This is a genomic window from Burkholderia sp. L-4 (assembly GCF_056856535.1).
Genome location: NZ_JBXEOX010000002.1, coordinates 589,832 through 615,517, shown reverse-complemented (window position 1 = coordinate 615,517; position 25,686 = coordinate 589,832). Strand labels below are relative to the sequence as shown.

The window sequence follows — 25,686 nt, the reverse complement described above, 5'->3', positions numbered from 1 at the left end:
CATGCTGGCCTACGCATTGAGGCGCACGTTGTGGGCGGTGCCGACGATCCTCGCGGTCGTCACCGTCTGCTACCTGCTGCTGCACTTCACGCCCGGCGGTCCGTTCGATACGGAAAAGCAGTTGTCCGCCGCGACGCTCGCGAACCTGAACGCGAAGTATCACCTCGACCAGCCGCTGTGGAAGCAGTACCTGATGTACCTCGATTCGCTGCTGCACGGCGATCTCGGTCCGTCGTTCCGCTACGTCGACTGGTCGGTGAACGACCTCGTGAGGAAGGCGCTGCCCGTGAGCCTCGGCGTGGGCGGCGTGTCGATCCCGATCTCGATCGGGCTGGGCGTGCTGCTCGGCACCGTCGCGGCGGTGCGCCGCGACAGCTTCATCGACCGCATCGTGATGCTGATCGGCAACGTCGGCAACGTCGTGCCGCCGTTCGTGCTCGGCCCCGTGCTCGTGTGGATCTTCGCGATCCTGCTGAAGACGTCGGCCGGCAACGGCTGGCTGCCGGCCGGCGGCTGGGGCGACGGCGGCTGGCAGTACCGGCTGCTGCCGATCGTGCTGCTGACCTTCATCAACATGTCGCTGCTCGCGCGCGTGATGCGCGGCTCGATGATCGAGACGCTGTCGAGCAACTACATCCGTACCGCGCGTGCCAAGGGCCTGCCGGGCTCGACGATCGTGCTGCGCCATGCGCTCAAGCCCGCGCTGATGCCGGTCGTGTCGCTGTTCGGCACGGTCTGCATCTCGTCGATCACGGCGGCCGTCGTCACGGAATCGGTGTTCGCGCTGCCGGGCCTCGGTCAGCTCGTCGTGAACGGCGCCATCAACCGCGACTACACGCTGGTGCTCGGCCTCGTCGTCCTGACCACCGTCTGCGCGGTGCTGTTCAACCTGCTGGTCGACCTCGCGTATGCGTGGCTCGATCCGCGCATCCGTTATTGAGCGAGGCACCGCGATGACTCCGACTACTCCCGTCGTCGGTCTGCCCGTGCAGACCGATTCGCCGCCGCGTTCGCGCTCGCCGCTCGCGCTCGCGATGGCGCGTTTCCTTCACAACCGCGCAGCCGTGTTCAGCCTCGTGCTGCTCGCGCTGATCACGCTCGCCTGCTTCGTCGGCCCGTGGCTGCTCGCGGCCGATCCCGCCGCGAGCGACTGGGGCGCGATCAGCCTGCCGCCGACCTGGGCGAACCAGCACTGGTTCGGCACCGACGAGCTCGGCCGCGACCTGCTGGTGCGCACGCTGATCGGCGGCCGCGTGTCGATCGAGGTCGGCGTGCTCGGCACGCTCGTGTCGGGCCTGTTCGGCGTCGCGTGGGGCGCGACCGCGGGCTTCGCGGGCGGCCGCGTCGACTCCGTCATGATGCGCGTCGTCGACATGATGTACGCGATTCCGTACCTGCTGATCGCGATCCTGATGATGACCCTGTTCGGCCGCTCGTTCATGCTGGTCGTGCTGACCATCAGCGCGTTCTCGTGGATCGACATGGCGCGCGTCGTGCGCGGCCAGACGCTGTCGCTGCGCAACCGCGAGTTCGTCGATGCGGCGCGCGCGATCGGCGTGACGCCGGCCACGATCGTGCGGCGCCACGTCGTGCCGAACCTGCTCGGCGTGGTCGTCGTGTACGCGACGGTCTCGGTGCCGGGCATCGTGCTGACCGAATCGGTGCTGTCGTTCCTCGGCCTCGGCGTGCAGGAACCGATGACGAGCTGGGGCGTGCTGATCCAGGACGGCGCGCAGAAACTGGAATCGATGCCGTGGCTGCTGCTCGCCCCGGCCGTCATGCTGTGCGTGACGCTTTATTGCGTGAATTTCGTCGGCGATGGCCTGCGGGATGCGCTTGACCCGAAGGATCGTTGAGATGGCCGCATTGCTCGAAGTAGACAATCTCGGCGTGCGCTTCACGCGCAAGGATGCCCCGCCGATCGACGCCGTCAGCGGCGTGTCGTTCTCGCTCGAAGCCGGCAAGACGCTCGGCATCGTCGGCGAATCGGGCTCGGGCAAGAGCCAGACCGTGATGGCGCTGCTCGGCCTGCTGGCCGGCAACGGCACGACGACTGGCGTCGCACGCTACCGCGGCGACAACCTGCTCGACATGGACACGCGCGCGCTGAACGCGGTGCGCGGCGACCGGATCGCGATGATCTTCCAGGATCCGATGACGTCGCTCAATCCGTTCCTGACGATCGAGCGGCAGATGACCGAGACGCTGCAGCTGCACCGCAAGCTGTCGCGCAAGGAAGCCACGAAGCGCGCGATCGAGGCGCTCGAATCGGTGCGCATTCCCGACGCGGCGCGACGCATCCGCATGTATCCGCACGAGTTCTCGGGCGGCATGCGGCAGCGCGTGATGATCGCGATGGCGCTGCTGTCCGAGCCGGAAATCCTGATCGCCGACGAGCCGACCACCGCGCTCGACGTGACCGTGCAGGCACAGATCATCGACCTGCTGCGCGAGCTGAACCGCGAACGCGGCACCGCGATCGTGCTGATCACGCACGACATGGGCGTGGTCGCCGGCCTCGCGGACGACGTGATGGTCATGTACTCGGGCCGCACCGTCGAATACGCGCCGGCCGAATCGATCTTCGCGGCGCCGTCGCATCCGTACACGATCGGCCTGCTCAATGCGCTGCCGCGCCTGACCGACGCGGACGATGCGCCGCTCGTCGCGATTCCCGGCAATCCGCCGATGCCCGGCACCGCGCCGGCCGGCTGCGCGTTCGCGAAGCGCTGCACGTATGCGGAAGAGCGCTGCGGCGCGGCGCGCCCCGCGCTCGAAACCTATGGCGCCGCGGGCGCGGTGCGCGCATGCCACCGCCCGGTGGCCGATCTGACGGGAGGTCTGCGATGAGCGTCAATGAACGCCGCGATGCCGGCGCGACGGACGACACGCTGCTGTCCGTCGACAATCTGAAGGTGCATTTCCGCGTGCCGCTCGGCGGCTATCCGTGGTCGCCGAAGGGCACGCTGCGCGCGGTCGACGGCGTGTCGTTCGACGTGAAGCGCGGCGAGACGGTCGGGCTCGTCGGCGAATCGGGCTGCGGGAAGTCGACGCTTGCGCGTGCGCTGATCGGCCTCGTGCCGATGACGGCCGGTACGGTGAAGTGGCGCGGCGAAGCCGTCACGCCCGATCACCTGCGCGGCTCCACGATGCGGCGCGAAGTGCAGATGATCTTTCAGGATCCGCTCGCGTCGCTCGATCCGCGCATGACGATCGAACAGGTCGTCGCCGAGCCGCTCGTCACGCACCAGGCCGGCCTCGGCCGTGCCGAGGTGCGCCGCCGCGTGGTCACGATGCTCGAACGCGTCGGCCTGAACGCGCATCACCTGCTGCGTTATCCGCATGAATTCTCCGGCGGGCAATGCCAGCGCGTCGGCATCGCGCGCGCGCTGATCGGCGCGCCGAAGCTCGTGATCTGCGACGAGCCCGTGTCGGCGCTCGACGTGTCGATCCAGGCGCAGATCGTGAACCTGCTGCGCGACCTGCAACGCGAACTGTCGTTGTCCTATCTGTTCGTTGCACACGATCTCGCCGTGGTGAAGGCGATCAGTCAGCGTGTGCTCGTGATGTATCTCGGCCGCGTGATGGAGTTCGGCACGCGGCATGACGTGTACGGCGTGCCGCAGCACCCGTACACGAAGGCGCTGCTCGATGCGGCGCCGACGCCGGAGCCGGCGCGCGAGCGTGCTCGCCGTCCGATGCTGCTGGCGGGCGAGATGCCCTCGCCGCTCAACCCGCCGTCCGGCTGCGCGTTCCGCACGCGCTGCCCGGTCGCGATCGACGCATGCGCGCGGGACGTGCCGCTGCCGGAAGTTCGGCAGGGGTCGGCGGCGCGTGTCGCGTGCATCCGCGCGGGCGTGGCGTGAAGTGAAGTAACTCGGCAAATAAAACCAGGCAGGTCAACAGGGGCAGTGGCGGCGCGAATGATCTTCGCGTCGCGGGTACAGGCGCGTCCTTAACCGGGCGTGCCGGGGGGCCGGGAGCGGATCGCGACCGGCGTGGACGGATATCAACACAAGACGAGAATGACGATGAAAAAACAGAAGACGATCGGGACGGCATCGAAGATGCTGCTCGCATGGGGACTGCCGGCACTCGCAGGCGTCTCGCTGACGGGCGTTGCGCACGCCGACGACGCGGCGCCCGCGCCGCTGACGGTCGCGCAGGCCGCGCCGGCCGCCGGTACGGCCGCGACCGTTGCGCAGGCATCGACCCCGAACGCCATCATCAACGCCGAAGCGAACCAGGCCGTCACGCCGCCGGACGAGCCGTCGGCGCAGTCGAAGTCGAATGGCTTCATTGCCGACAGCCATCTCGACTTCCTGTTCCGCAACTATTCGGACGTGCTCGACAGCAAGGGCGGGCCGCATCGCCACGCGTGGGTCCAAGGCGCGATGGCGAACTTCGAGTCGGGCTACACGACGGGCCTGATCGGCATCGGCTTCGACGCATCGCTGTATGCGGCGCTGAAGCTCGACGGCGGCCAGGGCGCCGGCAGCATGGTGCACATCGCGAAGGGCGGCGGCGGCGGGAACCAGCTGGCATGGGCGTACCCCGGCATCTACGACATCAAGGCGCGGATCTCGAACACGGTGGTCAAGTACGGTCTGCAGGCCGTCGACAACCCGTTCATGGAGCAGCACGACAACCGTGCGCTGCCGCCGACGTTCCTTGGTGCGACGATCGTCAGCAATGAATTCAAGAACGTGATGCTCGAGGCCGGCAGCTTCACGAAGACCAACGCGCGCGGCCACACGACGCTCACGAACCTGACGACGCAGTACGGCGGCACGCGTATCAATCGCCTGTCGTATGTCGGCGGCACGTGGGACTACTCGCCGAACGGCGAAGTCGCGCTGTATGCGAACCAGGCCGACGACGTGTGGCACCAGTACTACGCGTCGGTGAAGCACAGCATCGGCAGCCCGCAGACGATCAAGTGGACCGGCTTCGGCAACGTCTACTCGACGCACGACACGGGCGATGCGCTGCAGGGCAAGATCGACAACAACGCATACAGCCTGTCGGTGGCGGCGCAGCACGGCCCGCACGAGCTGCTGCTCGGCTTCCAGCAGGTGCTCGGCGACCAGTTCTTCGACTACCTGAACGAAACGAACGGCATCTTCCTGACCAACTCGATGGACGTCGACTACAACGCGCCGCACGAAAAGTCGCTGCAGCTGCGTTACACGTTCTACGGCAAGGAAGCGGGCCTGCCGGGCTTCAAGGCGATGGTCTGGGGCGTGACGGGCTGGGGCGCGGACGGCAGCGCGGGCGCGGCCAACGACCCGAGCAAGTCGAGCATCTATTGGAGCAACGGCGCGCCGGTGCAGGGCCGTCACCACGAGTTCGGCTTCATCCCGTCGTACACGTTCCAGAGCGGCAAGCTGAAGAACACGAAGGTCACGTTCATCGCGATGTGGCACAACGGTTCGGCACACTACTCGGACGCGACGAACAGGGAGTACCGCCTGGTCGTGAACCTGCCGCTGCACGCGTTCTGATCGACGGGGGCATCGCGCCCCCCGCATCGCGCGGCCGGCCCGCGGGCAGTGTGCTCAGGCCGGCTTGTGCAGCCCCGCGACCGGATCGTTCGCCGCGGGCATCTCTTCCGCGAGCGACGTGAGCTGGCGGCCCGTGTCGCGCCATGCGTCGAGGCCGCCGCGCAGCGCAAGCGCATCGGTGAAGCCCGCGTCGAGCAGGCGCTTCGCCATCAGCGCGGCCGTCACTTCGTTCGGGCACGAGCAGTACACGACGAACTTCTGCGAGAACGGATAGCGCGCGACGATGTCGGCGATCTGCCGCTCGTCGGCGAACTGGGCGCCGGGAATCGAGAACGGGTCGAGCTTGCGGTGCTCGGGCGAGCGCACGTCGAGCACCACCGGCGCGGTGTCGTCGCGCAGCAGGGTGTCGAGTTCGTCGACGCCGATCCGCGCATGGGCGAGCTGGCGGATCAGCGCGCGGCGGCGCATCCAGCGCACGGCCGCATAGATTGCCAGCAGCGCGACGATGACCAGCAGCACCGCGCGGCCGAGACGGCTCGCGCCGGCGAACAGCCAGTCGATCTGCCGGTAGAACACGATGCCGGCCGCCAGCCCGGCGATCGTCCACAGTGCGGCGCCGAGCGCGTCGTAACCGGCGAACGTGCGATAGCGCGTGCCGAGCGCACCGGCCATCGGCACCGACACGAGCGACAGCCCGGGAATGAAGCGGGCGACCGCGAGCACGCGCACGCCGTAACGGCCGAAGAAGCGTTCGGTCTTTCTCACGCAGGTATCGCGCGACAGCGACAGCCGGCAGATCGTCTTCAGCGTCGTGCCGCCGTAACGGCGCCCCGCGACGTACCACACGGTGTCGCCGATCAGCGCACCGAGCACCGACACCGCCACCACCGTCACGAGCTGCGAGCCGATCATGTCCGGGTGCATCCCGGCCATCGCACCGAACAGCACGAGCGTCGGCATCGCGGGCACCGGCAGGCCGATGGCTGCCGCGAGCACGTTGGCGAACACGAGAAGCGGCCCGTACTGGGCGACGAGGTCACGGAGCATGACGGCTGGCCGAAAAGGAAAGGCGTGGGCAGGAAACGCAGATGGGCCGATTATCGGCCTTTTTCAAGACAACGGCGGGAATGACGGAAAGCGCCTGACGACGGCAGGGGGATGTCGGTGAGCCGGCGCGCTGCGCGTGGCTCACCGACCGGAATCAGGAGAGGGTGCGCGCGAGCGAGGCGGCGCCATGGTTTTCGCCGGGCAGCTCGGCGCCGTGCGAGCGGATCGCCGCGATCAGTTCGGCCGGCGTGATCTCGTAGCGGACCTCGCGGTGGATGCCGGGCTTGCGTTCGTCGATCTCGATCAGCAGCACGCTTTTGCCGTCGCCCGTTGCTTCCAGCCGGAGCGAGCGCAGTTCGCGGCCGTCGGCCGGATCGTGTTCGGTGAGCAGGGTCATTGCCCCGGATGAGCCGGTAGTGCGCATCGAACCTATCCTCGTATCGTGTCGTGGATGCCGTGACGGCAAAGATGTCTTTGTTGACTACAGCTTGACGCAGTTTAACGCGAACGGGCCGCAAGACGGAGCATTTTCGTGCGGTGAAATGAGGGCTACACCACCCATCCTTCTGATGTTTGAGCCATGCGGGGCGGGCGTTTCAGCCGGATCGGCCGCCGCCGCGGCCGGCGCGCGACCGGCGTTCGCGGCCGCGCCGGCGCGGGCGGCGACACGCGGTGCGATGCGTGTCGCCGCGGTGCCGTCAGAAGCGGTCGGCGAGACCCATCGCAGGGTCGCTGACCGAGTGGCGGCCGGTTTCGACGCGGCCGGCCACGCGGCGCGAGAAGCTCGCGTCGCTGTCGGCCGTGACGATGAAGTCGTACCAATGGCCGGTCGAGTCGAGCGCCCAGTGCAGCTCGGCCTGGTCGCCGGCGCGTACCGCGACGGTCCACGTGGTACCGGTGCCGTGGCCGTGGCCGTGGTCGTCGTCTCCGCCGCGGCCGGACAGCGGCCCGTAGACCTGGTTCGACTTCACCGTGAAGCGCACCGTGCCGCCGCCGTGGTTGCGCAGCCGCAGGTGCAGGTTGCCACTCGCGCCCGCGTAGCCGACGCGCACTTCCGGATGCGGTGCGCGGGCGCCCGCCAGACGGCTCAGGTCGCCGGTGAAGCGGCGGTGATAGCCGTTCGGCCCGAGTACCCACAGGTCATATTTACCGCCATCGTCGGCGCGCGCGGCCCAGTCGCCGTGCAGCGTCTTGCCCGGCTCGACGACGTAGCGCTGCGGCAGGCGGTCGAGGTGGAGCTTGTCGTAGACGTGAAACACGGCGGCGGCGCGGCCCGTGTTCGCGAACTTCAGCGTGACCGTGCCGGCGCCGGCATCGGTGCGCGCGCTCGCATGCAGTTCGTACGGCAGCGCGCGCGACGGGCGCACGCCGGTGGCCTGCGCGGGCAGCACGGGCGCGGCGGGCGGCACGATCTTCGGGGCGGCCTGCTGCGCGGCGCTCAGCGCGTCGACCCGGCTTTTCGTCGTACGGCCCGCGAGCGTCGGCAGCGGTTCGTCGTTCGGCGTGCGGAAGTTGAACGCGCTCGTCAGATCGCCGCACACCGCGCGGCGGTACGCGCTGACTTGCGGCTCGGCGACGCCGAAGCGCTGCTCGAGGAAGCGCAGCGTCGACGTATGGTCGAACACCTGCGAGTTGACCCAGCCGCCGCGGCTCCACGGCGACACGACCCACATCGGCACGCGCGGGCCCGGGCCGTACGGACGGCCGTCGGTGGCCGGCTGGCTCGACGTGGCCGGCGTGAAGTCGTGGTATTCGACGGCGATGTCGGCGTCGCGCAGCGTATGGCCGCCCGCGAGCGTGCCGTCGGGGCGGCGCGACGGCACGGCCGGCGACGGCATGTGGTCGAAGAAGCCGTCGTTCTCGTCGTAGTTGACCAGCAGCACCGTCTTGCTCCACACCTCCGGGTTCGCCGTCAGCGCGTCGAGCACGGCCTGCACGTACCAGCCGCCCTGCGCCGGGCTCGACGGCCCCGGGTGTTCGCTGTACACGGACGGCGGGATGATCCACGACACTTCCGGCAACGTGCCGTTGCGAATGTCGTCGCGCAACGTTTCGAGAAAGCCGTACGGCATCGTGTTGCCGAAACCTTTCGCGAGCGGGCTCAGCGGATCGTCGATCGCCGGGTCGTAGAACGCGCCGGCAGCCGTCACAGGTTGCGTGATGTCCGTCGACGCCACGTACGCGGGCCGGCGCGCGGCCGGCATCTGCTCGATCGCCGCGCGCCAGTGGCGGAAGCTCATCATCTCGTTGCAGCCGAAGTTGTCGATCAGGCTCTGATAGACCTTCCAGCGCACGCCGGCCTGCTGCAGCCGGTCGGCATAGGTCGTCCAGGTCCAGCCCTGGCTCGACGGGCCGATGTCGTTGCCGCCGTTGAACTGGTTGTTCAGCGCGGCGATCTTCACGCGGCTGCCGTCGGCCGGGCTGATGCCGTTCGGGCCGTTGGTGCCGCTCCAGTAGAACAGGCGGTTCGCGATCGTGCCCGTATGCATCCCGCAGTGATAGTGGTCGCACAGCGTGAACGCATCGGCGAGCGCGCGCTGGAACGGTACTTCCGCGGCGTCGTAATAGCCCATCGACAGCGGCGTCTTCGCGTCGGGCCAGCGGTTCATCCGGCCGTGATCCCAGGCGGCCTGCGCATCGGCCCACGTGTGCGGCGTGCCGCCCGCCCGCTGCGCGTTGCCCTGGCTCGCGTCGAGGTGATACGGCGTCACGGTCGCGGCGGGCGTCGCCTTCGTGTACGACTGGTAGAACACGTCGCGGCCGTTCGGCGACGGCACCGCGAAGCGGTCGCCGTAGCCGCGCACGCCCTTGAACGTGCCGAAGTAGCTGTCGAACGCGCGGTTCTCCATCATCAGCAGCACGACGTGCTTGACGTCCTTGATGGTCCCCGTTTCATGAAACGCGGGAATGGCGAGCGCGCGGCGGATGCTCGGCGGAAACGCGGACAGCGCGGCGGCGGCGAGGCCGGAAGCGGCGGTCTGTTGAAGGAATGTGCGGCGTGACGTCATGGCGTTCGGATCCTGTGAGGGTGGGAGCGTTCGTGACTTCTTCTGGCGGTGCCCGTGCGTCGTCCCGCAAGGGACGATCCGCGATGCGTGTGCGTTCGGTGCGCCGGCCGCCGGTGGCTCAGGTGCGCGCATCGCGTTCGGCAGACGGTGTCGCACCGAGGCGGCGGCCGTCGTCGCGATCCCGCTCACCGCGCGCTCGTGATGCGCGGGGCAGGGTGTCGGCACACGCCGGCCCGGTGCATGCCGGGCTGGGCGGCGCCCAGTCTAGGGAGGCGACATGACGTCGACGTGATGAAGGCGTGACATCGCGTGTCGCGTTGATGACGTTGCGTGCACAACGATTGGTGTCGGCGCGATGCGTGGTCGAAAAAGGTCGGAAATTACCGGTCGCCGCATGCGCGACCGGGCGGATTTTTCCGATTTCCGGACGAGTCGCGGGATCACGTTCGTTGCGGATGCAACCCGGCGTGAGGCGACGTGACCCCCATGTTTCAAATGCATGAAATCGGATAAGCTCGACACGTTGCTGCGCATACGCGCAGTCCGCGCCTTCAGCGCGCCTTTCCGGAACCGGCCCACCCATGACCGACATCACGATCCGGCACAGCGAGACGCACGACGTCGACGCAATCCGGCAAATCGCCGCGCATCCCGCGGTGTACACGAACACGTTGCAATACCCGTTTCCGTCGCTCGAAAAATGGCAGAAGCGGATCGAGAACGTGCACGAGCGCGGCGTGAGCCTCGTGGCCGAAATCGACGGCACGGTGGTCGGCCATCTGGGCCTGCACTTCGAGCCGAATCCGCGCCGGCGCCATGCAGCGGGGCTCGGCATGATGGTCGACGCGGCTCGTCACGGGCACGGCATCGGCGGCCGCCTGCTCGCGGCGGCGATCGACCTCGCGGAAAACTGGCTGAACATCACGCGTCTCGAGCTGACCGTGTTCACCGACAACCGCGCGGCGATCTCGCTCTACGAGAAGCACGGTTTCCGGATCGAAGGCGAATCGCCGGACTACGCGTTGCGCGACGGCGTGCACGCGCCCGTGTACCACATGGCGCGGCTCAAGGCGCGGCAGTGATGCGCCTGCTGACACGCATGTGACCGCGCGCGCGGCCACGATCCCGCGTGTCATATTCATTCGAGAATTCGTTCGTTTCCCACTGGCTTCACGCGTCGTATCGTCGAACGATTTGCCGGTCGACTCGGCCGGCGTTCGCTGTTCCGATTCGATGCATGCGCGGCGTTGCACGCCGGCCGGCTTCATCGTCACGGCTTCCCGGCCCTCGTTTCGTGCGCCGCCCTTTCTCGCAACCGTCTCCTTCAACGGAACCCGCTTCGATGAAAACCGCTTCGATGAAAACCGCTCTCCGGAATCTGACTGCCGCCTGCCTGTTCGCCGCCGCCGCGGGTGCGGCCTTTGCCGCCGCCACGCCCAGCGGTGCCCCGGTGGCGAGCGCATCGCCCGACGGTACCCATCTGCCGCCCGGCATCGCGTGGCAGCACGGCGACGTCGATGCCGCGTTCGCGCTCGCGAAGCGCACCGGCAAGCCGCTGCTGCTGTACTGGGGCGCCGTGTGGTGCCCGTCGTGCAACCAGGTGAAGTCGACGATCTTCAGCCAGCAGGCCTTCAAGACGCGCTCGTCGTTTTTCGTGCCCGTCTATCTCGACGGCGATACCGAAAGCGCGCAGAAGCTCGGCGAGCGTTTCAAGGTGCACGGCTATCCGACGATGATCCTGTTCCGCCCGGACGGCACCGAAGTGACGCGGCTGCCGGGCGAAGCCGATCTCGACCGCTACATGCAGGCGCTGTCGCTCGGGATGACGGCGGCGCACCCGGTGCGGCAGACGCTTGCCACGGCGCTGAAGAACGGCGCGTCGCTGACGCCCGACGAATGGCGCCTGCTGGCCGACTATTCGTGGGATACCGACGGCGCGCTGCCGGTGCCGGCCGATCGCGTCGCCGAGACGCTGCAGTCGCTCGCGCAGCGCGCGCGGGCGGCCGGCGCGAAGGCCGAAGCGGCGCGCTTCGCGTTGAAGTCGGCGGTGGTTGCCGCCTCGGGCGATCCGGCGCAGGCCGGTGCGCTCGACAAGGCGGCGCTCGCCGAATCGCTGCGCGGCGTGCTGCACGATCCGGCGCTGTCGCGCGCCGATTCGGACGTGCTGGTCGCGGCGCCCGCACGCGTGGTCGCGTATCTCGGCGGCGGCGACGATGCGCCGCGCGCGAAGCTGCGCGGCGCGTACGACACGGCGCTCGCGCGCCTGTCGACCGACACGACGCTGTCGTCGATCGACCGGCTGATGGCATTGCACGGCCGCGTGCTGCTCGCGCGCGGCGACGCGCGCAAGGGCGCGCCGCTCGACGCGCCGGCGCTGGCCGACACCGCACGCAAGCAGATCGCCGCGTCGGTGCAGGGCGCCGCGAACGCGTACGAGCGGCAGGCGCTCGTCAGCGAAGGCGCGGACACGCTGACCGACGCGGGGCTGTACGACGAGTCGGATGCGCTGCTGAAGGCCGAGCTGCCGCGCTCGTCCACGCCGTACTACTTCATGTCCGGGCTGGCCGCGAATGCGAAGGCGCGCGGCGACAAGGCCGCCGCGCTCGACTGGTATCGCAAGGCGTACGACGCGGCGAGCGGGCCGGCGACGAAGCTGCGCTGGGGTGCCACCTACTTTGCGAATGCGGTCGAACTGGCGCCGGACGATTCGGCCCGTATCGAGGGCATTGCCGCGAACGTGCTCGCGCAGGCCGACAAGACCCGCGACGCGTTCTACGGAGCGAACCTGCGTGCGTTGACCAAGGTCGTCACGCAACTGAACCACTGGCGCGGCAGCGGCGCGCACGATGCGTCGGTCAGGTCGGTCGTGAAGCAGTTCGACGGCGTATGCGGGAAACTGCCGGCGGGCGATCCGCAGGCAACGGCATGCGCGAAGCTGATCCAGCCCGTGAAGGCGTAACGGCGCAGGGATGCATCGCCGGGCGGGCCGGACGCCGGATTACTGGCCCGACTCCGACGACGCGCCGCGATCGCTGCCGTACCCGGCGGCGTCGTGCTGGCGGGCAATCTTCGCTTCGGCGGAAACGATGCTGGCCGGGTAGAACCAGTCGCTCGACTGGAAGCCGGCCTGCTTCAGCGCCTTGACCTCGGCGCGGACCTGCGCGCGCGTCAGCGGCTGGTTCGACTGGGCTTGCGCGGCGAGCGGGGCCGAGATGGCAAGGGCAATGGCAACGGCTTGGATCAGGCGCTTCATGATCGGGACCTCCAGGATTCCGGTGAATCGCTGCACTTCGTTCGTCGAAGCGCCGCGCGACGTTTAACCCAGTGTAGGCCGGAGCACGCGTGCGAAAAATGCGATCGCGCCCAACGCAGTGTTTTGTTGCGGGTAACAATGGGTGTGCGGCGGCGCGCCGGATGGCGGCCTGGGGAGCGGCGCAAACGCGCGGCGGTGCGGATCGACCGCGGCCGACGAGCGGAGAAATGAAATCGGACCGGATGCGATTTCCGGAAGGCGTTCCGGTTCGCAGGCGGTCCGATCCCGATACGCGGGTCAGGCGGGAGACGGCGTACGGAACGCCGCCTCATACCGGCACTTACACGAGCCCCGTCGCGTAGTACACGGCGATCACGAAGAACACCGCGAGCGTCTTGATGACGGTGACCGCGAAGATGTCGCGATACGACTCGCGGTGCGTGAGGCCCGTGACCGCGAGCAGCGTGATGACGGCGCCGTTGTGCGGCAGCGTGTCCATGCCGCCGCTGGCCATTGCGACGACCCGGTGCAGCACGTCCATCGGAATGTTCGCAGCCTGCGCACCCTTGATGAACAGGTCCGACATCGCGGCGAGCGCGATGCTCATGCCGCCCGACGCGGAGCCCGTGATGCCGGCGAGCGAGCTGACCGACACGGCTGCGTTGACGAGCGGGTTCGGGATGCTCTTCAGCGCATCGCTGACGACGAGGAAACCGGGCAGCGCGGCGATCACGCCACCGAAACCGTATTCCGACGCGGTGTTCATCGCGGCGAGCAGCGCGCCGCCGACGGCGGCTTTCGAGCCGGCCGCGAAGCGCTCGCTGACGCGCTTGAACGCGGTCAGCACGACCAGCACGATACCGAGCAGCAGCGCGGCCTCGACCGACCAGATCGCGACGACGGTCTTGATCGACGTCGTGACCGGCGCATGCACGCCCGGCAGCACGTCCGGCGCGACCGTGTACGACGCGGCGCCGTACCACTGCGGGATCAGCTTCGTGAACGCGAAGTTCGATACGCCGACGAGGATCAGCGGCAGGATCGCCAGCGCGGGATTCGGCAGCGACGTCGCCTCGACGCGCTCCGGCTCGTTGACCAGCGACGTGCCGTAACCCTCGCCCTTCGCCATGGCCGAACGGCGGCGCCATTCGAGATACGTGAGGCCGACGACGATGATGAACAGCGAGCCGATCGTGCCGAGCGCGGGCGCGGCCCACGCCGTCGTCTTGAAGAACGTGGTCGGGATGATGTTCTGGATCTGCGGCGTGCCGGGCAGCGAATCCATCGTGAACGAGAACGCGCCGAGCGCGATCGCGCCGGGCATCAGCCGTTTCGGAATGTTGCTCTGGCGATAGAGTTCGGCCGCGAACGGATAGACGGCGAACACCACGACGAACAGCGAGACGCCGCCATAGGTGAGCAGCGCGCACACCGCGACGATCACCGCATTCGCGCGCGAGCGGCCGATGTAGCGGATCGCCGCATGGACGATCGACTCGGAGAATCCGGACAGTTCGATCACCTTGCCGAACACGGCGCCGAGCATGAAGACCGGGAAATACAGTTTGACGAAGCCGACCATCTTCTCCATGAAGATGCCGGAGAAGACCGGTGCGACGGCGGCGGGTTCGGTCAGGAGCACCGCGCCGAGCGCGGCGATCGGCGCGAACAGGATCACGCTGTAGCCGCGATACGCAGCGAACATCAGGAACGCCAGCGCGGCGAGGACGATCACGAAAGACAAGGGAGTCTCCTAATGGCTTTGGTTGTTGTTCGATCGCGCGACGCGCCGCGGACCGGCTCAGGTTCGTGCAGGTTTCGTGCCATCGGCCGGATTGCGCCGCCGGACATGGGTCCGCCGCAGGCAGGCGGGCCCGCGCCGGCCAATGTCTGACGATTCTACAGAAAACGTCTCCATCTGGAGACGATATGGCCGTCCGGCCAGCGCGCGAATTCGCGCAGGGCATGCCCGGGCAACGCATTGCGGCGTGTCTCCGGAGTGAGATAATCCGTCTCGTTCCGGAGACATCCGGTCGAAAATACATGGAGACGAAGACACGATGATGAACGACTGGGCCCGCCTGCCCGTCAACTACGGCGACGTGCTGCGGCGTGCCGCCGAGTCGCTGTTCCGGACCTTCGAGGATTCGAGCGCGGGCACGGTGGTCGTCGATCGCGATGCGCGCGTCGTGTGGATGAACGATCGTTACGCGGCGCGCTTCGGCTTCGCCGATCCGCAGCAGGCCGTCGGCCTCGACTGCGAAGCCGTGATTCCGAACAGCCTGATGCGCGAGGTTGTATCGACCGGGCAGCCGATCCTGCTCGACATCATGGAGACGGGCCGCGAGCCGCTCGTCGTCACGCGCCTGCCGCTGAAGAACGAGGCCGGCGAGACGGTCGGCGCGATCGGCTTCGCGCTGTTCGACCAGTTGAAGACGCTCACGCCGATCTTTTCCCGCTATGCGCAGCTTCAGCAGCAGCTGATCGCGACGCAGCGTTCGCTCGCGCAGGCGCGCCGCGCGAAATACACGTTCGCGAGTTTCGTCGGCACGAGTGCCGCGAGCCTCGAAACCAAGCGTCAGGCGCGGCGGGCCGCCCAGGTCGATTCGCCGGTACTGCTGCTCGGCGAGACGGGCACCGGCAAGGAATTGCTCGCGCATGCGATCCACGCGGCGTCGGCACGCGCGCTCCAGCCGCTCGTGACCGTCAACGTCGCCGCGATTCCCGATACGCTGCTCGAAACCGAATTCTTCGGCGCGGCGCCCGGCGCGTATACGGGCGCCGACCGCAAGGGGCGCGTCGGCAAGTTCGAACTGGCCGATCGCGGCACGCTGTTTCTCGACGAGATCGGCGACATGCCGCTGCCGTTGCAGGGCAAGCTGCTGCGCGTGCTGCAGGACAAGGAGTTCGAGCCGGTCGGCTCGAACCGGATCGTGCGCGCGGACGTCCGGATCATCGCCGCGACGTCGGCCGACCTGCCGGCGCTCGTCGCGGCCGGGCGTTTTCGTGCCGATCTCTATTACCGGCTGAACGTGCTGACGATCCATGCGCCGCCGTTGCGCGCGCGCGCATCCGACATCGCGGCGCTCGTCTACGCGACGCTCGAGGAGCTGGCCGCGCAGCACGGGCGCGCCGCGCACTGCGAACTGACCGACGACGCGCTGCGGATGCTGTGTGCGTATCCGTGGCCCGGCAACGTGCGCGAGTTGCGCAATACACTGGAGCGCGCGTTGATGCTGTCGGATCGTGCCGTGATCGATGCGCGCGCGCTCGCGCCGTTCCTCGGGCCGGTGCGCGTCTCGACGGACGCCGCGGCGCCCGCGCAGCGGCTTGCCGCGACGCCGGTCGAGCCGCGCGCGGGCGAAGCACCCGGCGCATCCGGGGCGCCGGTCGCCTCGTATGCGGATGCGTTGGCGGCGTGGGAGCGCCAGTTCCTGACCGATGCGCTGGCGGCCTGCGACGGGAAGGTCGTCGAGGCGGCCGCGCGCATCGGGATCGGCCGCGCGACGCTTTACAAGAAGCTTGCGGCACTGGGTATCGACCGGTAGGCCGATCGGCGATGCCGAGGCGCCCGGACGTGAAGCATCGAACAGGAGATCACGATGAAGCGGATCGGCATCGCTGGGTGGCTGGCCCTGTTGCTGGCGACTTCCTCGTTCGCGCAATCCGGCGACGCCGACGCGCCCGAGGCGCGGCGCAACTGGTACAACGATCCGTTCGTCGCGCTGTCGCGGGACGTGGCCGAATGCCCGCTGCCGCTCGGCCCGTGGATGACGCGTGCCGAGATGACGGACGATGCGCATTACCGCGCGGAACGCGGCACGACCTGCTGGCTCGCGCACCGCTGCACGAAGCCGAACTCGTATATGTATGACGCGTCGATCGCCGATGCCGCGAAGGCGCACTTCGCCGGCTCGGATCGCCTGCGCGGCACGAGCCTGTGGATCACCGTGCAGCGACGTTTCATCTACGTCGAAGGATGCGCGGATACGGCGTTCGATCGCCAGGCGCTGCAACGCGAATTCGAGGCGCTGCCGGACGTCGAGCAGGTTTTCGTTCGCATCACCGACGATCCCCGCCGGAGCTTGCCGTACAAGGCGCGCGGGCAACCGGACCGCGCGCCGAATTGACGACGGAAAGGCCGCGCATGGCATACTCGCGACATTCAAAAAAAGGTTGACGGGAAGAACAATGAAACACATGCTTGCGTCGGTCTGGCGGCGGTCTCGGGCGGCCGCATTGTTGGCTCTGGTTGCGGGGCTTGGCGGGTGTGGCGGCAGCGCGCCGCTGTTCACGTCCGACGGACGCCCGACGACACAGGTGCAATGCACCGGTCGCGACTGGAGCAATTGCACGGACAATGCCCGGGCGATGTGCAACGGGGATTTCGAAGTGATCCAGCAATCGACGGATGACGCCGTGCGAAATCTTCTCTTCGCATGCAAGAAGAAAAGCGGTTATTGATCCCGACATGACCGGCTGAGGAGACCACGATCGGGCGAAGCGCTTTTCTGTTTGCTTGGAGTTACCTATTTTTCACGAATAACACTCACGGAGTCCCATCCATATGGCGACCTACAGGCAACTGTCCGCACAGCTCGAACGGCTTCAGCAAAAGATCGACAAGGAACGTGAAAAGGCGATTGCCGAAGCGATTGCCGAAATCCGCGCGAAAATCGAGGAATACGACATTACGCCGGAGGAGCTCGGTTTTCGTCCGATAGGGTCCGCCGTCGTTGCCGCCGCGAAGCCGAAGCGGTCGTTGCCGCCGAAGTACCTGAATCCGAAGACGGGCGAGACGTGGAGCGGCCGCGGGCGGGCACCGACCTGGCTCGGCAAGAACCGCGCACGTTTCCTGATCAAGGACTGACTCCCGAAAATCCTCACCTTTCGCGTGCCGACCGACGGTGCGAATGGCCATGCGGCCGTCGCACCGTTTTGTTTTTGCGCAGTCGCCGTGCGATTTTCTCTGCCGAATGGATGCGCGATGCCGCGCAATTGACGGCCTCCGTTTTGCGGATTCACCGCGATTCGGCCGTATATCGCGTCGAATTCCCGTAAACAACCGTGCAATTACGCCGCGCATGCGCATGGGCATGCGCGATTTTCGCGGTGCAGGCGTGCCGCGGATTCTCATCACCTTTCGCGTATTTGCGCACGGCGTCGTGCTGATCCCGAAGATACTCACCATGGCTCCTGTAAACCCTCACCTTTGAGGAAGCGGCTGCAGCGTCGAGCCGGGTTGTGCGCGTTGTGCGGCGATGGGCTGCCGCGTGTGTTGCAGGTCCATGATGCGAGCGTTGATGCGCGTCGAGTAGTCAGCCGTTCGGCATATAGGCAGCCGCATGCGCTTCGCCTATGCTTGGGGTTCGCGTCGATCGGCGCACGGCCTGTCCGGCCGCATGCCGATCGTGTCGTCTTTCGTCACCGCAGGGAGTCGATGTGACCGTTCGCCATCTCGATGCGTTGTTCCAGCCCAAGTCCGTTGCCGTCGTCGGCGCGTCGTCGCGCGCGGGCAGTATCGGCGCGATGGTGTGGTCGCGTGTGCTCGACGGCGCGTTTCAGGGGCCCGTGTGGCCCGTCAATCCGAAGTACCGGGAACTGGACGGGCATGCGGTCGTGTCGGACGTCGACCGGCTGCCCGCGCCGCCGTCGGTTGCCGTGATCTGCACGCCGCCCGCCACCTGGGCCGGCATCGTGCGCAAGCTCGGCGAGCTCGGTACGCGTGTCGCGGTGATCGTCGGCGAGGCGCGCACGGACGCCGATCGTGCCGCGGTCGATCGCATGCTGAAGGCGGCGAAGCCGTTCGTGCTCCGTATCGTCGGGCCCGGCAGCCTCGGCGTGTTGTCGCCCGCGCGGCACGCGCATTTCGGTGCGCCGGCCTATACGGCGCGATCGGGCGGCGTTGCGTGGGTGTCGCAATCGAACGCGCTGACGAACGCGGTGCTCGGCTGGGCCGACGCGCGCGGCCTCGGCTTTTCGCATGTCGTCGCGCTCGGCAGCGAGTCCGACGTCGATGCAGGCGACGTACTCGATTATCTGGCGAGCGATCCCGGCACGCGCGCGATCCTGCTCGAACTCGATACCGTGCGCGCGGCGCGCAAGTTCATGTCGGCCGCGCGCGCGGCCGCCCGCAACAAGCCGGTCCTCGCGTTGCGCACCGGGCGTGCCGATCCCGGCGACGCACTCTATACGGCGGCGTTCCAGCGCGCGGGCATGGTGCGTGTCGATGCGCTCGACGATCTGCTCGACGAGATCGAGACGCTCGGCGTCGGCCGCGTCACCGCGCGCGGCGCGGCGACGCTCGTCACCAGCGACGCGGGTGTCGCGAAGCTGGCGGTCGATGCGGTCGCGGAAGTACGCGTCGCGCTGGCCGACTGGCCGCCGGCGGCAACCTCGGCCGTATCGGCCGCGCTGCCGCATCTGGCCGCGCCCGGCAATCCGCTGACGCTGGGCGACGATGCACGCCCCGAGCACTTTGCCGCGGCGATCCAGGCGCTTGCGCCATTCCCGCAAACGGGCACGCTGTTCGTCGTCCATTCGACGTCCCACAGCGCGCCGGCCGATTCGGTTGCACGCACGCTGATCGACTCGCGGCAATACGCGCATCGCGGCATCCTCGCGTGTTTCTTCGGCGCGGTCGATGCGGCGACGCGCGATGCGCTGCACGCGAACGGCATTCCGGTCCATACGACACCGCAGCGGCTCGCGCGCGCGTATGCGCGTCTCGTCGACTACAACCTCGGGCGACAATTGCTGATGCAGACGCCCGAAGGCACGCCGCCGCAGCCGGCCGAATGCGTCGCGTCGGCGCAGGCGGAAGCGCGCCGGATGGTCGAAACCGGCCAGCATGAACTGGCCGGCGATGCCGCGTTGCGCTGGCTGTCCCATTTCGGCTTGCATGGCGAGCAGGCTGACGAGCCGGCGGGCAGGAAAGTCGTCGATATCACGGTCGACATGTACGACGATTCGAACTTCGGTCCGGTGTTCCGCTATGCCGTGCCGCCCGCGGACGGTGTCTCGGCGCCATTCGTCGTCTACGGCCTGCCGCCGCTGAATACCGTGCTTGCGCGTGCGGTGATGGAGCGTTCGCCGTATGCGCGCAGCACGCCCGTCGAGCCGACGCTCGACGCGGTGACGGCGTTGTCGCAGGTCGTCTGCGACGTCCGCGAAGTTGTCGCGCTGTCGGTCACGCTGCGCGTGCTGTCCGACGGCGCGCGCGTGATCGCGCCGCGCATCACGCTGGCCACGGGGCGCAGCCGGCTCGCGATCATGCCGTATCCGCGGCACCTCGAACAGACGCTCGAGTGGCGCGGCGAGACGGTGACGATCCGCCCGATCCGTCCGGAAGACGAAGCCGCGCACAACGAACTGCTCGGCGCGATGACGCCGGACGATCTGCGGATGCGTTTCTTCGGCGCGGTGCGCAGCTTCGATCATTCGCAGGTGGCGCGCATGACGCAGATCGATTACGACCGCGAGATGGCTTTCATCGTGTCGTTCACCGACGCGTCGGGGCGCGACCACACGCTCGCGGTGGTGCGCGCGGTCGCCGACCCCGACAACGAGACGGCGGAGTTCGCGATCGCGGTACGTCCCGATCAGAAGGGCAAAGGGCTCGGCAGGCTGATGATGGCCCGCATCATCGACTACGCGCGTTCGCGCGGAACCGCCTGGATGGTTGGCGAGGCACTGCGCGAGAATTCGGCGATGATCTCGCTCGCGAAGTCGTGCGGCTTCACGGTGTCGACCACGGAGGAGCCTGGCGTCGTGGGCTTCAGGATGAAGCTGCAGCCGTAGCGGTGGCCGGCTGCGTGAAGCGAGGAGGCACCGTATGCAAGTGGACGGCTCCGGCATTCACCATGTTGCGCATTCATTCACTCAGGAATGCAAAGTATTGGCATGCGCTTTCGGAAGAAGCGCCTGAATGTACCGAGCCGTTGCCAGGTCGATGCCGGCGGCGTCTGGAGGCGCTTGCCGAGCATCGCGTTGCCTGCTCCGCATGGCCTTTACGCGAGGTATTCAAGCGTTTTGCGCACCGTATGCCGGCGTCGCCAATTCGGATCGACCGTAAAGGTGAGATTTTTCGGGAGCGGCCAGTGAGCGTTTCCGTGAATGTGTGGTGAGCCGATACGGGAGCGTTCGGTGAGCCTTCCCGGGGGCGACCGGTGAGCCCTTGCGGGAGCCGCCGGTGAGCCTTTCCAGGACGTCTCGGTGAGGGCTTGCGGGAGCATCTGGTGAGGATATTCGGGAGGCCTTGGTGAGCGTGTTCGGGAGGTGTCGGTGAGCGCCTGCGGGAGGCTGAGGTGAGACTTTTCGGGAGCGGGTGGATGCGCCGCTCCCGGGAGCGCGGCGCCGGTCAATGCGGGCGCCGCGCCGGGGTTCGGGCACGCATGAACCGTGCCCGAGGCCGCATTTACGCGGCGAGTTTCGACGCCGCGTCGTTCACCTGGTCGCGCGAAATCGCGAGTTCCTCGAGGTGCGGATCGGCATAGACGGCGCCGGTTTCGCGCTCGAGGCGGGCGATCGTCAATGCACAGCGCGCGGTGTCTTTCGGCATCGCGATGAAGCGCTTGACCGATTCGCCGGACGTGAATGCGTCGAACAGCGCGCCGCGCACGTCGTCCGGAAGCGTTTTGGTCCACTGGTACGGCTTGCCGTTGAACGTGATCGACGGCGGCAGCGTGCGTTCCTTCTTGGTCGCCGTGATGAGCCCGTAGGTGCGGGCCGCGTCGCCGATCTGCTCGGGCGAGAAGAGTTCGTCGGGTGTGATGTCGAACTGCTCGATGTAGTTTTCGATCGCCTGCATTGCGGCGGCGCGATCGTCGCGCTTCTGCTGCGCGCGCGCGACGATATCGCGCAGCTCGTCCGCTTCGTCGGGCGTGATCGTGAAGCTTGCCTGCTTCTGCTGAAGTTCGGAGAAACGCTGGAATTCTTGATCGTTCAGAAGTTTGGCCATGACATCCATCGGACACGACGGCCGCGACAACCGGCCATCGTAGTTTTTGAGAGGGCCGCTATTTTAGCGTAGCGCCGCGAGCGCACGATATGGCACCGCAAATCGTGCATCGCATATCGCGCACCGCACCGGCGTCGCGCGCAACCGGGGGGCGGTGCCGCTGCGCCGTCCCCCGGTGTGCATCGAGGAAGCATCCGCGTGTCAGCAGATCTCGATGCGTCCCATCGACAGATGGGAGGCCGTGTCGCGCAACCCTTCGACGACGAGGTCGACGGACGGGGCCGCATGCGCATCGATCCGGCGCATGTACGGGCAGGTCAGCACCGCGATCGCATGGCCGGACGGCCCGAGGATCGGCGCGCTCAGGTCGGTCACGCCATAGGCCTGGCGGCTGTCCTGGCGCAGGTAGCCATCCTGCCGGATGGACTGGCACGCGTACGCGAGTTCCTGCTCGTTCAGCGGCGCCTCGCCCTTGACCTTGCGATGCTCGGCCAGCATGTGCGCGCGTTGCTCGGGGCCCTGGAACGACAGCATCACGCGTCCCGACGCCGTATCGGCGAGCCCGATGCGCGAGCCGAGCCGGACCGACACGCCCCACGGGCCGGGCCCGTCGACCTGTGCGATCACCAGCAGGTTGCCGCGATCGTAGACCGACAGGTGGCACGACTGTTCGGCCGCATCGGCGAAGCGCTGCATCGGCGGCAAGGCTTCGGCGATCAGCCGGCTCATCGGCGGATGCCGGTGCGCGAGCGCGAACAGCTTGAGGCTGAGCGTGTAGCGATCGCCGCCGGTCGAGCGCATCACGTAGCGGCGAGCGACGAGGCGTTCGAGCATCCGGTAGATCTCGCTCGCGTTGCGGCCGAGTTCCTTCGTGATTTCGGTGCGGGTGAGTCCTTCTTTCTGCTCGGACAGGAGTTCGAGAATGTCGAGCCCCTTGTCGAGCGCGGGGGCGCGATAGCGGTCGATAGCGGCCATCGATTCCCGTGCGTCGCAGCCGGGAAGCGGGTCGTTGGTTGTCTGCATTGTCGATGTGAGGTTGGGGGATTACCGTCAGTCGGTTGGCGACGCACGCTGGCCGGTTCTGCACGCGCATAGGGTGGGCCCGCGAATGGCGATGAAAGCCATCTGTTCGAGCTTAGCAATAAACATGCAGTGTGCAATGCAGCGTCTTTTTACCGATCATTACCGAACAAGAACGGATTGGCAAACGTTCTCGATGACAGGGGCACCCCGAATATCCAGTATTCATGGTCTGATGGCAGGCGATGCCGGCCAGCCCGACCGGTCGGTCGAGGGATGCGTATCCCATGCTGCGCCGCAATGTCCGCAGGCACGCCAATAGTCGGTATCCGTTGCGCGCCATTTCACGGTGCGCGGCCGATGGTACAAAGTCGGGCGGGCCAGCGACGGCGCGGCCGCGCGTGAAGCCGGCCGGCATGGTCCGGCACGCGTCGCGGGTGCCGGGCCGTCGTCGCCGATGCGCAGACCGGCGGCCGCCCGCTCGATGCGCGCCGTACTGTTCGTACGACGCCGCGATCGCTGCGCCCGCGCGACCTTCGCGCGTCGACGGCCCGCCGGGTGCGGTGTCGACGCGCGCAATCGACGATCGACAATCCGTCCGGTGCGCGGCCACGAAGGGCCGCGTCGCCGGTATCCTGTCCCATTCGACAACAGAGGTAGCACGATGAAACTGCTTCGCTATGGCCCGTCCGGCCAGGAAAAGCCCGGTATCCTCGACGCGGCCGGCCGGATTCGCGACCTGTCCGCACACGTGCCGGACCTTGCCGGCGACGTGCTGTCCGACGCGGGTCTCGCGCGGCTGCGCGCGATCGATCCGGCCACGCTGCCGCTCGTAGCCGGCGAGCCGCGCATCGGCGCGTGCGTCGGGCACGTCCGCAAGTTCATCGGCATTGGTCTGAACTATGCCGATCACGCGGCGGAAGCCGGCATGCCGGTCCCGAAGGAGCCGGTCGTGTTCGGCAAATGGACGAGTTCGATCTGCGGTCCGAACGACGGCATCGACATTCCGAAGGGTTCGGTCAAGACCGACTGGGAAGTCGAACTCGGCGTCGTGATCGGCACGACCTGCAAGGACGTCGCCGAAGCGAACGCGCTCGATTACGTCGCGGGCTATTGCGTCGTCAACGACGTGTCCGAGCGCGAATGGCAGATCGAGCGCGGTGGCCAGTGGGACAAGGGCAAGGGTTTCGACACGTTCGGCCCGATCGGCCCGTGGCTCGTCACGCGCGACGAAGTGCCCGATCCGCAGCGTCTCGATCTCTGGCTCGAAGTCGACGGCCACCGATATCAGAACGGCAACACGCGCACGATGGTGTTCACGGTCGCACAGTTGATCGCGTATCTGTCGACCTGCATGACGCTGCAGCCGGGCGACGTGATCACGACCGGCACGCCGCCGGGCGTCGGCATGGGCATCAAGCCGTCACCGGTGTTCCTGAAGGCCGGCCAGACGGTGCGCCTCGGGATCGACGGGCTCGGCGAGCAGTTGCAGCCTGCGCGCGACGCGCGGTAACCGGCGCCGGCGTGCCAACACCCGAAAGGGCCCGATTCCGCAGGATGCGGAATCGGGCCCTTCGCATTTGTCTACGGTGAATCCACGCGGCGTCACACGATGTTGTCGAGTTCGCAATGCGCTTCCAGCCGATATCCGTCGGGATCGACGACGAACGCCGCGTAATAGCCGGGACCGTAGTGTTCGCGCTTGCCCGGCCCGCCGTTGTCCTGGCCACCGTGCGCGAGCGCGGCGCGGTAGAACGCGTCGACCTCGACCGGCGACGCGGCCTTGAACGACAGGTGCAACCCCGAGTCGGGATCGGCGACGACGGGGCGCGCCGCGTGCTGCAACCACAGCTCCGGCTCGGTCGTGCCGTACCCGATGGAACCGTCGTCGCTATACAGCCGCTTGTAGCCGAGTGCGCCGAGCGCGTGGTCGTAGAAGGTGCGGCTGCGGCCGATGTGTGCAACGCCGAACGAAAGGTGATCGATCATTTGTGGCTCCTTGGACTGAAAGGGGACGTCGGTGCGGCAAACCTGCTCATGACCGCCATGCAAGCCGCTTGTAGCGGAGTGTGCCGAGCGTGCTGTCGTGGAACGTGCGGCCGTTGTGGATAACGCCATACGAAAGACGATCGATCGACTGTGGCTCCCTGGACCGAGGCGGTTGTCCGTGCAGCAGACCCATTTATAACTACCATGCCGGTTATGTTAGAAAGTGCCCGGAGGCTTGTCAACCGGCATGGTGGTTAGATACGATCGCATCATGAGCAAAACGCAACCTTCCGTCGCGACGGACTGCCTGATTCCATCGCCGCCCGAAACGCTGGGCATCGATTTCATGAACACGCTGTACTGGCGCGGCAGCGATCCGCCGACGGAAACCTTCGGCACGCTGGACGACCTGCTGGCGTGGTGTCGCGAACACGCCGGCGTGCCGGCCGGCGTGGCGGAAGCCTGTCGTGCACGTGGGGTGGAGGAAGGCGAGCCGGCGATGCTGGCGCGTGCGCTCGCGTTGCGCGAGGCGTTGTATCGGCTCTTTCATGCGCAGGCCGAGCAGCGCGAGCCGCACGCGGACGATCTCGCGCTGCTCGGCGGCTTTCTGGCGGAAGCGTCGCCGCGCGTCGCGCTGGCGCGCATCGACGGCGGTTATGCGTGGCGGGTCGGGAGCGCGGGCGCGACGCTCGCCGGGTTGCTGAGCCCGGTGCTGTGGTCGGCGATCGACCTGCTCGGCGGCGCGCGGTTCGCGAAGGTCAAGCGCTGCGCGAACGACGCGTGCCAGTGGTTGTTCATCGACGACAGCAAGAACGGCAGCCGCCGCTGGTGCTCGATGTCGTCGTGCGGCAATCGCGCCAAGGCGTACCGCCACTATCACAAGGCCGACTGACAGACCGGCCGTCC

General features: G+C 67.6%; 22 protein-coding genes. 14 read left to right on the top strand and 8 right to left on the bottom strand.

Going from position 1 to position 25,686, the window contains the following annotated elements; all coding sequences use genetic code 11:
• Nucleotide 1 precedes the first annotated feature (1 nt).
• The 5 genes from AC1VVG_RS19510 to AC1VVG_RS19490 all read left to right on the top strand — a co-directional run bounded on the left by AC1VVG_RS19510 (nucleotide 2) and on the right by AC1VVG_RS19490 (nucleotide 5,504).
• Nucleotides 2-940, top strand: a complete 939-nt coding sequence (locus tag AC1VVG_RS19510; protein ID WP_034187645.1) for an ABC transporter permease subunit — start codon at nucleotides 2-4, stop codon at nucleotides 938-940.
• Nucleotides 941-953: 13 nt separating this feature from the next.
• On the top strand, nucleotides 954-1,856 hold the full coding sequence (locus AC1VVG_RS19505) for an ABC transporter permease (protein WP_034187646.1): 903 nt from the start codon (nucleotides 954-956) through the stop codon (nucleotides 1,854-1,856).
• Between the two features lies 1 nt (nucleotide 1,857).
• Entirely contained in the window at nucleotides 1,858-2,850 is a 993-nt protein-coding gene (locus tag AC1VVG_RS19500) for an ABC transporter ATP-binding protein (RefSeq protein WP_034187647.1), read from the top strand.
• Nucleotides 2,847-3,866 (top strand): ABC transporter ATP-binding protein, encoded by a 1,020-nt coding sequence (locus AC1VVG_RS19495; RefSeq protein ID WP_034187648.1) that lies wholly within the window; start codon nucleotides 2,847-2,849, stop codon nucleotides 3,864-3,866. Before AC1VVG_RS19500 ends, AC1VVG_RS19495 begins: the two co-directional genes overlap by 4 nt.
• A 165-nt stretch (nucleotides 3,867-4,031) precedes the next feature.
• Nucleotides 4,032-5,504: an OprD family outer membrane porin gene (locus AC1VVG_RS19490; protein WP_049029118.1), complete on the top strand. Its 1,473-nt coding sequence runs from the start codon at nucleotides 4,032-4,034 to the stop codon at nucleotides 5,502-5,504.
• Between the two features lie 54 nt (nucleotides 5,505-5,558).
• Here AC1VVG_RS19490 and AC1VVG_RS19485 read toward each other — a convergent pair whose 3' ends face one another.
• From AC1VVG_RS19485 to AC1VVG_RS19475, 3 genes are all read right to left on the bottom strand, one after another.
• Nucleotides 5,559-6,551, bottom strand: a complete 993-nt coding sequence (locus AC1VVG_RS19485) for a DedA family protein/thiosulfate sulfurtransferase GlpE (protein ID WP_034187649.1) — start codon at nucleotides 6,549-6,551, stop codon at nucleotides 5,559-5,561.
• A 154-nt stretch (nucleotides 6,552-6,705) separates the two neighbouring features.
• Entirely contained in the window at nucleotides 6,706-6,975 is a 270-nt protein-coding gene (locus AC1VVG_RS19480; protein WP_034187650.1) for a hypothetical protein, read from the bottom strand.
• A 274-nt stretch (nucleotides 6,976-7,249) separates the two neighbouring features.
• Complete coding sequence (locus AC1VVG_RS19475) at nucleotides 7,250-9,559, bottom strand: phosphocholine-specific phospholipase C (protein WP_301741364.1); 2,310 nt, start codon at nucleotides 9,557-9,559, stop codon at nucleotides 7,250-7,252.
• 581 nt (nucleotides 9,560-10,140) lie between these two features.
• Between AC1VVG_RS19475 and AC1VVG_RS19470 the strand changes: the two genes are divergently transcribed.
• Both AC1VVG_RS19470 and AC1VVG_RS19465 read left to right on the top strand, forming a co-directional pair.
• Entirely contained in the window at nucleotides 10,141-10,641 is a 501-nt protein-coding gene (locus AC1VVG_RS19470) for a GNAT family N-acetyltransferase (RefSeq protein WP_482836047.1), read from the top strand.
• 275 nt (nucleotides 10,642-10,916) lie between these two features.
• On the top strand, nucleotides 10,917-12,518 hold the full coding sequence (locus tag AC1VVG_RS19465) for a thioredoxin family protein (protein WP_482836046.1): 1,602 nt from the start codon (nucleotides 10,917-10,919) through the stop codon (nucleotides 12,516-12,518).
• A 39-nt stretch (nucleotides 12,519-12,557) separates the two neighbouring features.
• Here the strand turns inward: AC1VVG_RS19465 and AC1VVG_RS19460 are convergent, their stop codons facing one another.
• Both AC1VVG_RS19460 and AC1VVG_RS19455 read right to left on the bottom strand, forming a co-directional pair.
• Complete coding sequence (locus tag AC1VVG_RS19460; protein ID WP_034187851.1) at nucleotides 12,558-12,812, bottom strand: DUF4148 domain-containing protein; 255 nt, start codon at nucleotides 12,810-12,812, stop codon at nucleotides 12,558-12,560.
• Nucleotides 12,813-13,152: 340 nt separating this feature from the next.
• Complete coding sequence (locus tag AC1VVG_RS19455) at nucleotides 13,153-14,556, bottom strand: GntP family permease (protein WP_034187654.1); 1,404 nt, start codon at nucleotides 14,554-14,556, stop codon at nucleotides 13,153-13,155.
• A 316-nt stretch (nucleotides 14,557-14,872) separates the two neighbouring features.
• Here AC1VVG_RS19455 and AC1VVG_RS19450 point away from each other — a divergent pair, with 316 nt between their 5' ends.
• The 5 genes from AC1VVG_RS19450 (at nucleotide 14,873) to AC1VVG_RS19430 (ending at nucleotide 20,612) form a co-directional block, all read left to right on the top strand.
• Nucleotides 14,873-16,360: a sigma-54 interaction domain-containing protein gene (locus AC1VVG_RS19450; protein WP_034187655.1), complete on the top strand. Its 1,488-nt coding sequence runs from the start codon at nucleotides 14,873-14,875 to the stop codon at nucleotides 16,358-16,360.
• 54 nt (nucleotides 16,361-16,414) lie between these two features.
• Nucleotides 16,415-16,942, top strand: coding sequence for a BON domain-containing protein (locus AC1VVG_RS19445; RefSeq protein ID WP_034187656.1), 528 nt, complete (start codon nucleotides 16,415-16,417; stop codon nucleotides 16,940-16,942).
• A 61-nt stretch (nucleotides 16,943-17,003) separates the two neighbouring features.
• Nucleotides 17,004-17,276: a hypothetical protein gene (locus tag AC1VVG_RS19440; RefSeq protein WP_080287802.1), complete on the top strand. Its 273-nt coding sequence runs from the start codon at nucleotides 17,004-17,006 to the stop codon at nucleotides 17,274-17,276.
• A gap of 103 nt (nucleotides 17,277-17,379) precedes the next feature.
• Nucleotides 17,380-17,682 (top strand): H-NS histone family protein, encoded by a 303-nt coding sequence (locus AC1VVG_RS19435; protein WP_482836045.1) that lies wholly within the window; start codon nucleotides 17,380-17,382, stop codon nucleotides 17,680-17,682.
• Nucleotides 17,683-18,254: 572 nt separating this feature from the next.
• On the top strand, nucleotides 18,255-20,612 hold the full coding sequence (locus AC1VVG_RS19430) for a bifunctional acetate--CoA ligase family protein/GNAT family N-acetyltransferase (RefSeq protein WP_034187658.1): 2,358 nt from the start codon (nucleotides 18,255-18,257) through the stop codon (nucleotides 20,610-20,612).
• 616 nt (nucleotides 20,613-21,228) lie between these two features.
• Here the strand turns inward: AC1VVG_RS19430 and AC1VVG_RS19425 are convergent.
• Nucleotides 21,229-21,780: a hypothetical protein gene (locus AC1VVG_RS19425; RefSeq protein ID WP_034187659.1), complete on the bottom strand. Its 552-nt coding sequence runs from the start codon at nucleotides 21,778-21,780 to the stop codon at nucleotides 21,229-21,231.
• 192 nt (nucleotides 21,781-21,972) lie between these two features.
• On the bottom strand, nucleotides 21,973-22,794 hold the full coding sequence (locus AC1VVG_RS19420; protein WP_124608506.1) for an IclR family transcriptional regulator: 822 nt from the start codon (nucleotides 22,792-22,794) through the stop codon (nucleotides 21,973-21,975).
• Nucleotides 22,795-23,455: 661 nt separating this feature from the next.
• Between AC1VVG_RS19420 and AC1VVG_RS19415 the strand changes: the two genes are divergently transcribed.
• Complete coding sequence (locus AC1VVG_RS19415) at nucleotides 23,456-24,304, top strand: ureidoglycolate lyase (RefSeq protein WP_034187661.1); 849 nt, start codon at nucleotides 23,456-23,458, stop codon at nucleotides 24,302-24,304.
• Nucleotides 24,305-24,396: 92 nt separating this feature from the next.
• On the opposite strand, the gene AC1VVG_RS19410 is transcribed toward AC1VVG_RS19415, so the two are convergent.
• Entirely contained in the window at nucleotides 24,397-24,780 is a 384-nt protein-coding gene (locus tag AC1VVG_RS19410) for a VOC family protein (protein ID WP_034187662.1), read from the bottom strand.
• Nucleotides 24,781-25,027: 247 nt separating this feature from the next.
• On the opposite strand from AC1VVG_RS19410, the gene AC1VVG_RS19405 reads away from it, so the two are divergent.
• Nucleotides 25,028-25,672, top strand: a complete 645-nt coding sequence (locus AC1VVG_RS19405; protein ID WP_051700966.1) for a CGNR zinc finger domain-containing protein — start codon at nucleotides 25,028-25,030, stop codon at nucleotides 25,670-25,672.
• Nucleotides 25,673-25,686: the final 14 nt, after the last annotated feature.

Coding starts and splice junctions, on each gene's coding strand:
- AC1VVG_RS19510 (WP_034187645.1), top strand. CDS start 2: ATGCTGGCCTACGCATTGAGGCGCACGTTGTGGGCGGTGCCGACGATC.
- AC1VVG_RS19505 (WP_034187646.1), top strand. CDS start 954: ATGACTCCGACTACTCCCGTCGTCGGTCTGCCCGTGCAGACCGATTCG.
- AC1VVG_RS19500 (WP_034187647.1), top strand. CDS start 1,858: ATGGCCGCATTGCTCGAAGTAGACAATCTCGGCGTGCGCTTCACGCGC.
- AC1VVG_RS19495 (WP_034187648.1), top strand. CDS start 2,847: ATGAGCGTCAATGAACGCCGCGATGCCGGCGCGACGGACGACACGCTG.
- AC1VVG_RS19490 (WP_049029118.1), top strand. CDS start 4,032: ATGAAAAAACAGAAGACGATCGGGACGGCATCGAAGATGCTGCTCGCA.
- AC1VVG_RS19485 (WP_034187649.1), bottom strand. CDS start 6,551: ATGCTCCGTGACCTCGTCGCCCAGTACGGGCCGCTTCTCGTGTTCGCC.
- AC1VVG_RS19480 (WP_034187650.1), bottom strand. CDS start 6,975: ATGCGCACTACCGGCTCATCCGGGGCAATGACCCTGCTCACCGAACAC.
- AC1VVG_RS19475 (WP_301741364.1), bottom strand. CDS start 9,559: ATGACGTCACGCCGCACATTCCTTCAACAGACCGCCGCTTCCGGCCTC.
- AC1VVG_RS19470 (WP_482836047.1), top strand. CDS start 10,141: ATGACCGACATCACGATCCGGCACAGCGAGACGCACGACGTCGACGCA.
- AC1VVG_RS19465 (WP_482836046.1), top strand. CDS start 10,917: ATGAAAACCGCTCTCCGGAATCTGACTGCCGCCTGCCTGTTCGCCGCC.
- AC1VVG_RS19460 (WP_034187851.1), bottom strand. CDS start 12,812: ATGAAGCGCCTGATCCAAGCCGTTGCCATTGCCCTTGCCATCTCGGCC.
- AC1VVG_RS19450 (WP_034187655.1), top strand. CDS start 14,873: ATGATGAACGACTGGGCCCGCCTGCCCGTCAACTACGGCGACGTGCTG.
- AC1VVG_RS19445 (WP_034187656.1), top strand. CDS start 16,415: ATGAAGCGGATCGGCATCGCTGGGTGGCTGGCCCTGTTGCTGGCGACT.
- AC1VVG_RS19440 (WP_080287802.1), top strand. CDS start 17,004: ATGAAACACATGCTTGCGTCGGTCTGGCGGCGGTCTCGGGCGGCCGCA.
- AC1VVG_RS19435 (WP_482836045.1), top strand. CDS start 17,380: ATGGCGACCTACAGGCAACTGTCCGCACAGCTCGAACGGCTTCAGCAA.
- AC1VVG_RS19425 (WP_034187659.1), bottom strand. CDS start 21,780: ATGGATGTCATGGCCAAACTTCTGAACGATCAAGAATTCCAGCGTTTC.
- AC1VVG_RS19420 (WP_124608506.1), bottom strand. CDS start 22,794: ATGCAGACAACCAACGACCCGCTTCCCGGCTGCGACGCACGGGAATCG.
- AC1VVG_RS19415 (WP_034187661.1), top strand. CDS start 23,456: ATGAAACTGCTTCGCTATGGCCCGTCCGGCCAGGAAAAGCCCGGTATC.
- AC1VVG_RS19410 (WP_034187662.1), bottom strand. CDS start 24,780: ATGATCGATCACCTTTCGTTCGGCGTTGCACACATCGGCCGCAGCCGC.
- AC1VVG_RS19405 (WP_051700966.1), top strand. CDS start 25,028: ATGGTGGTTAGATACGATCGCATCATGAGCAAAACGCAACCTTCCGTC.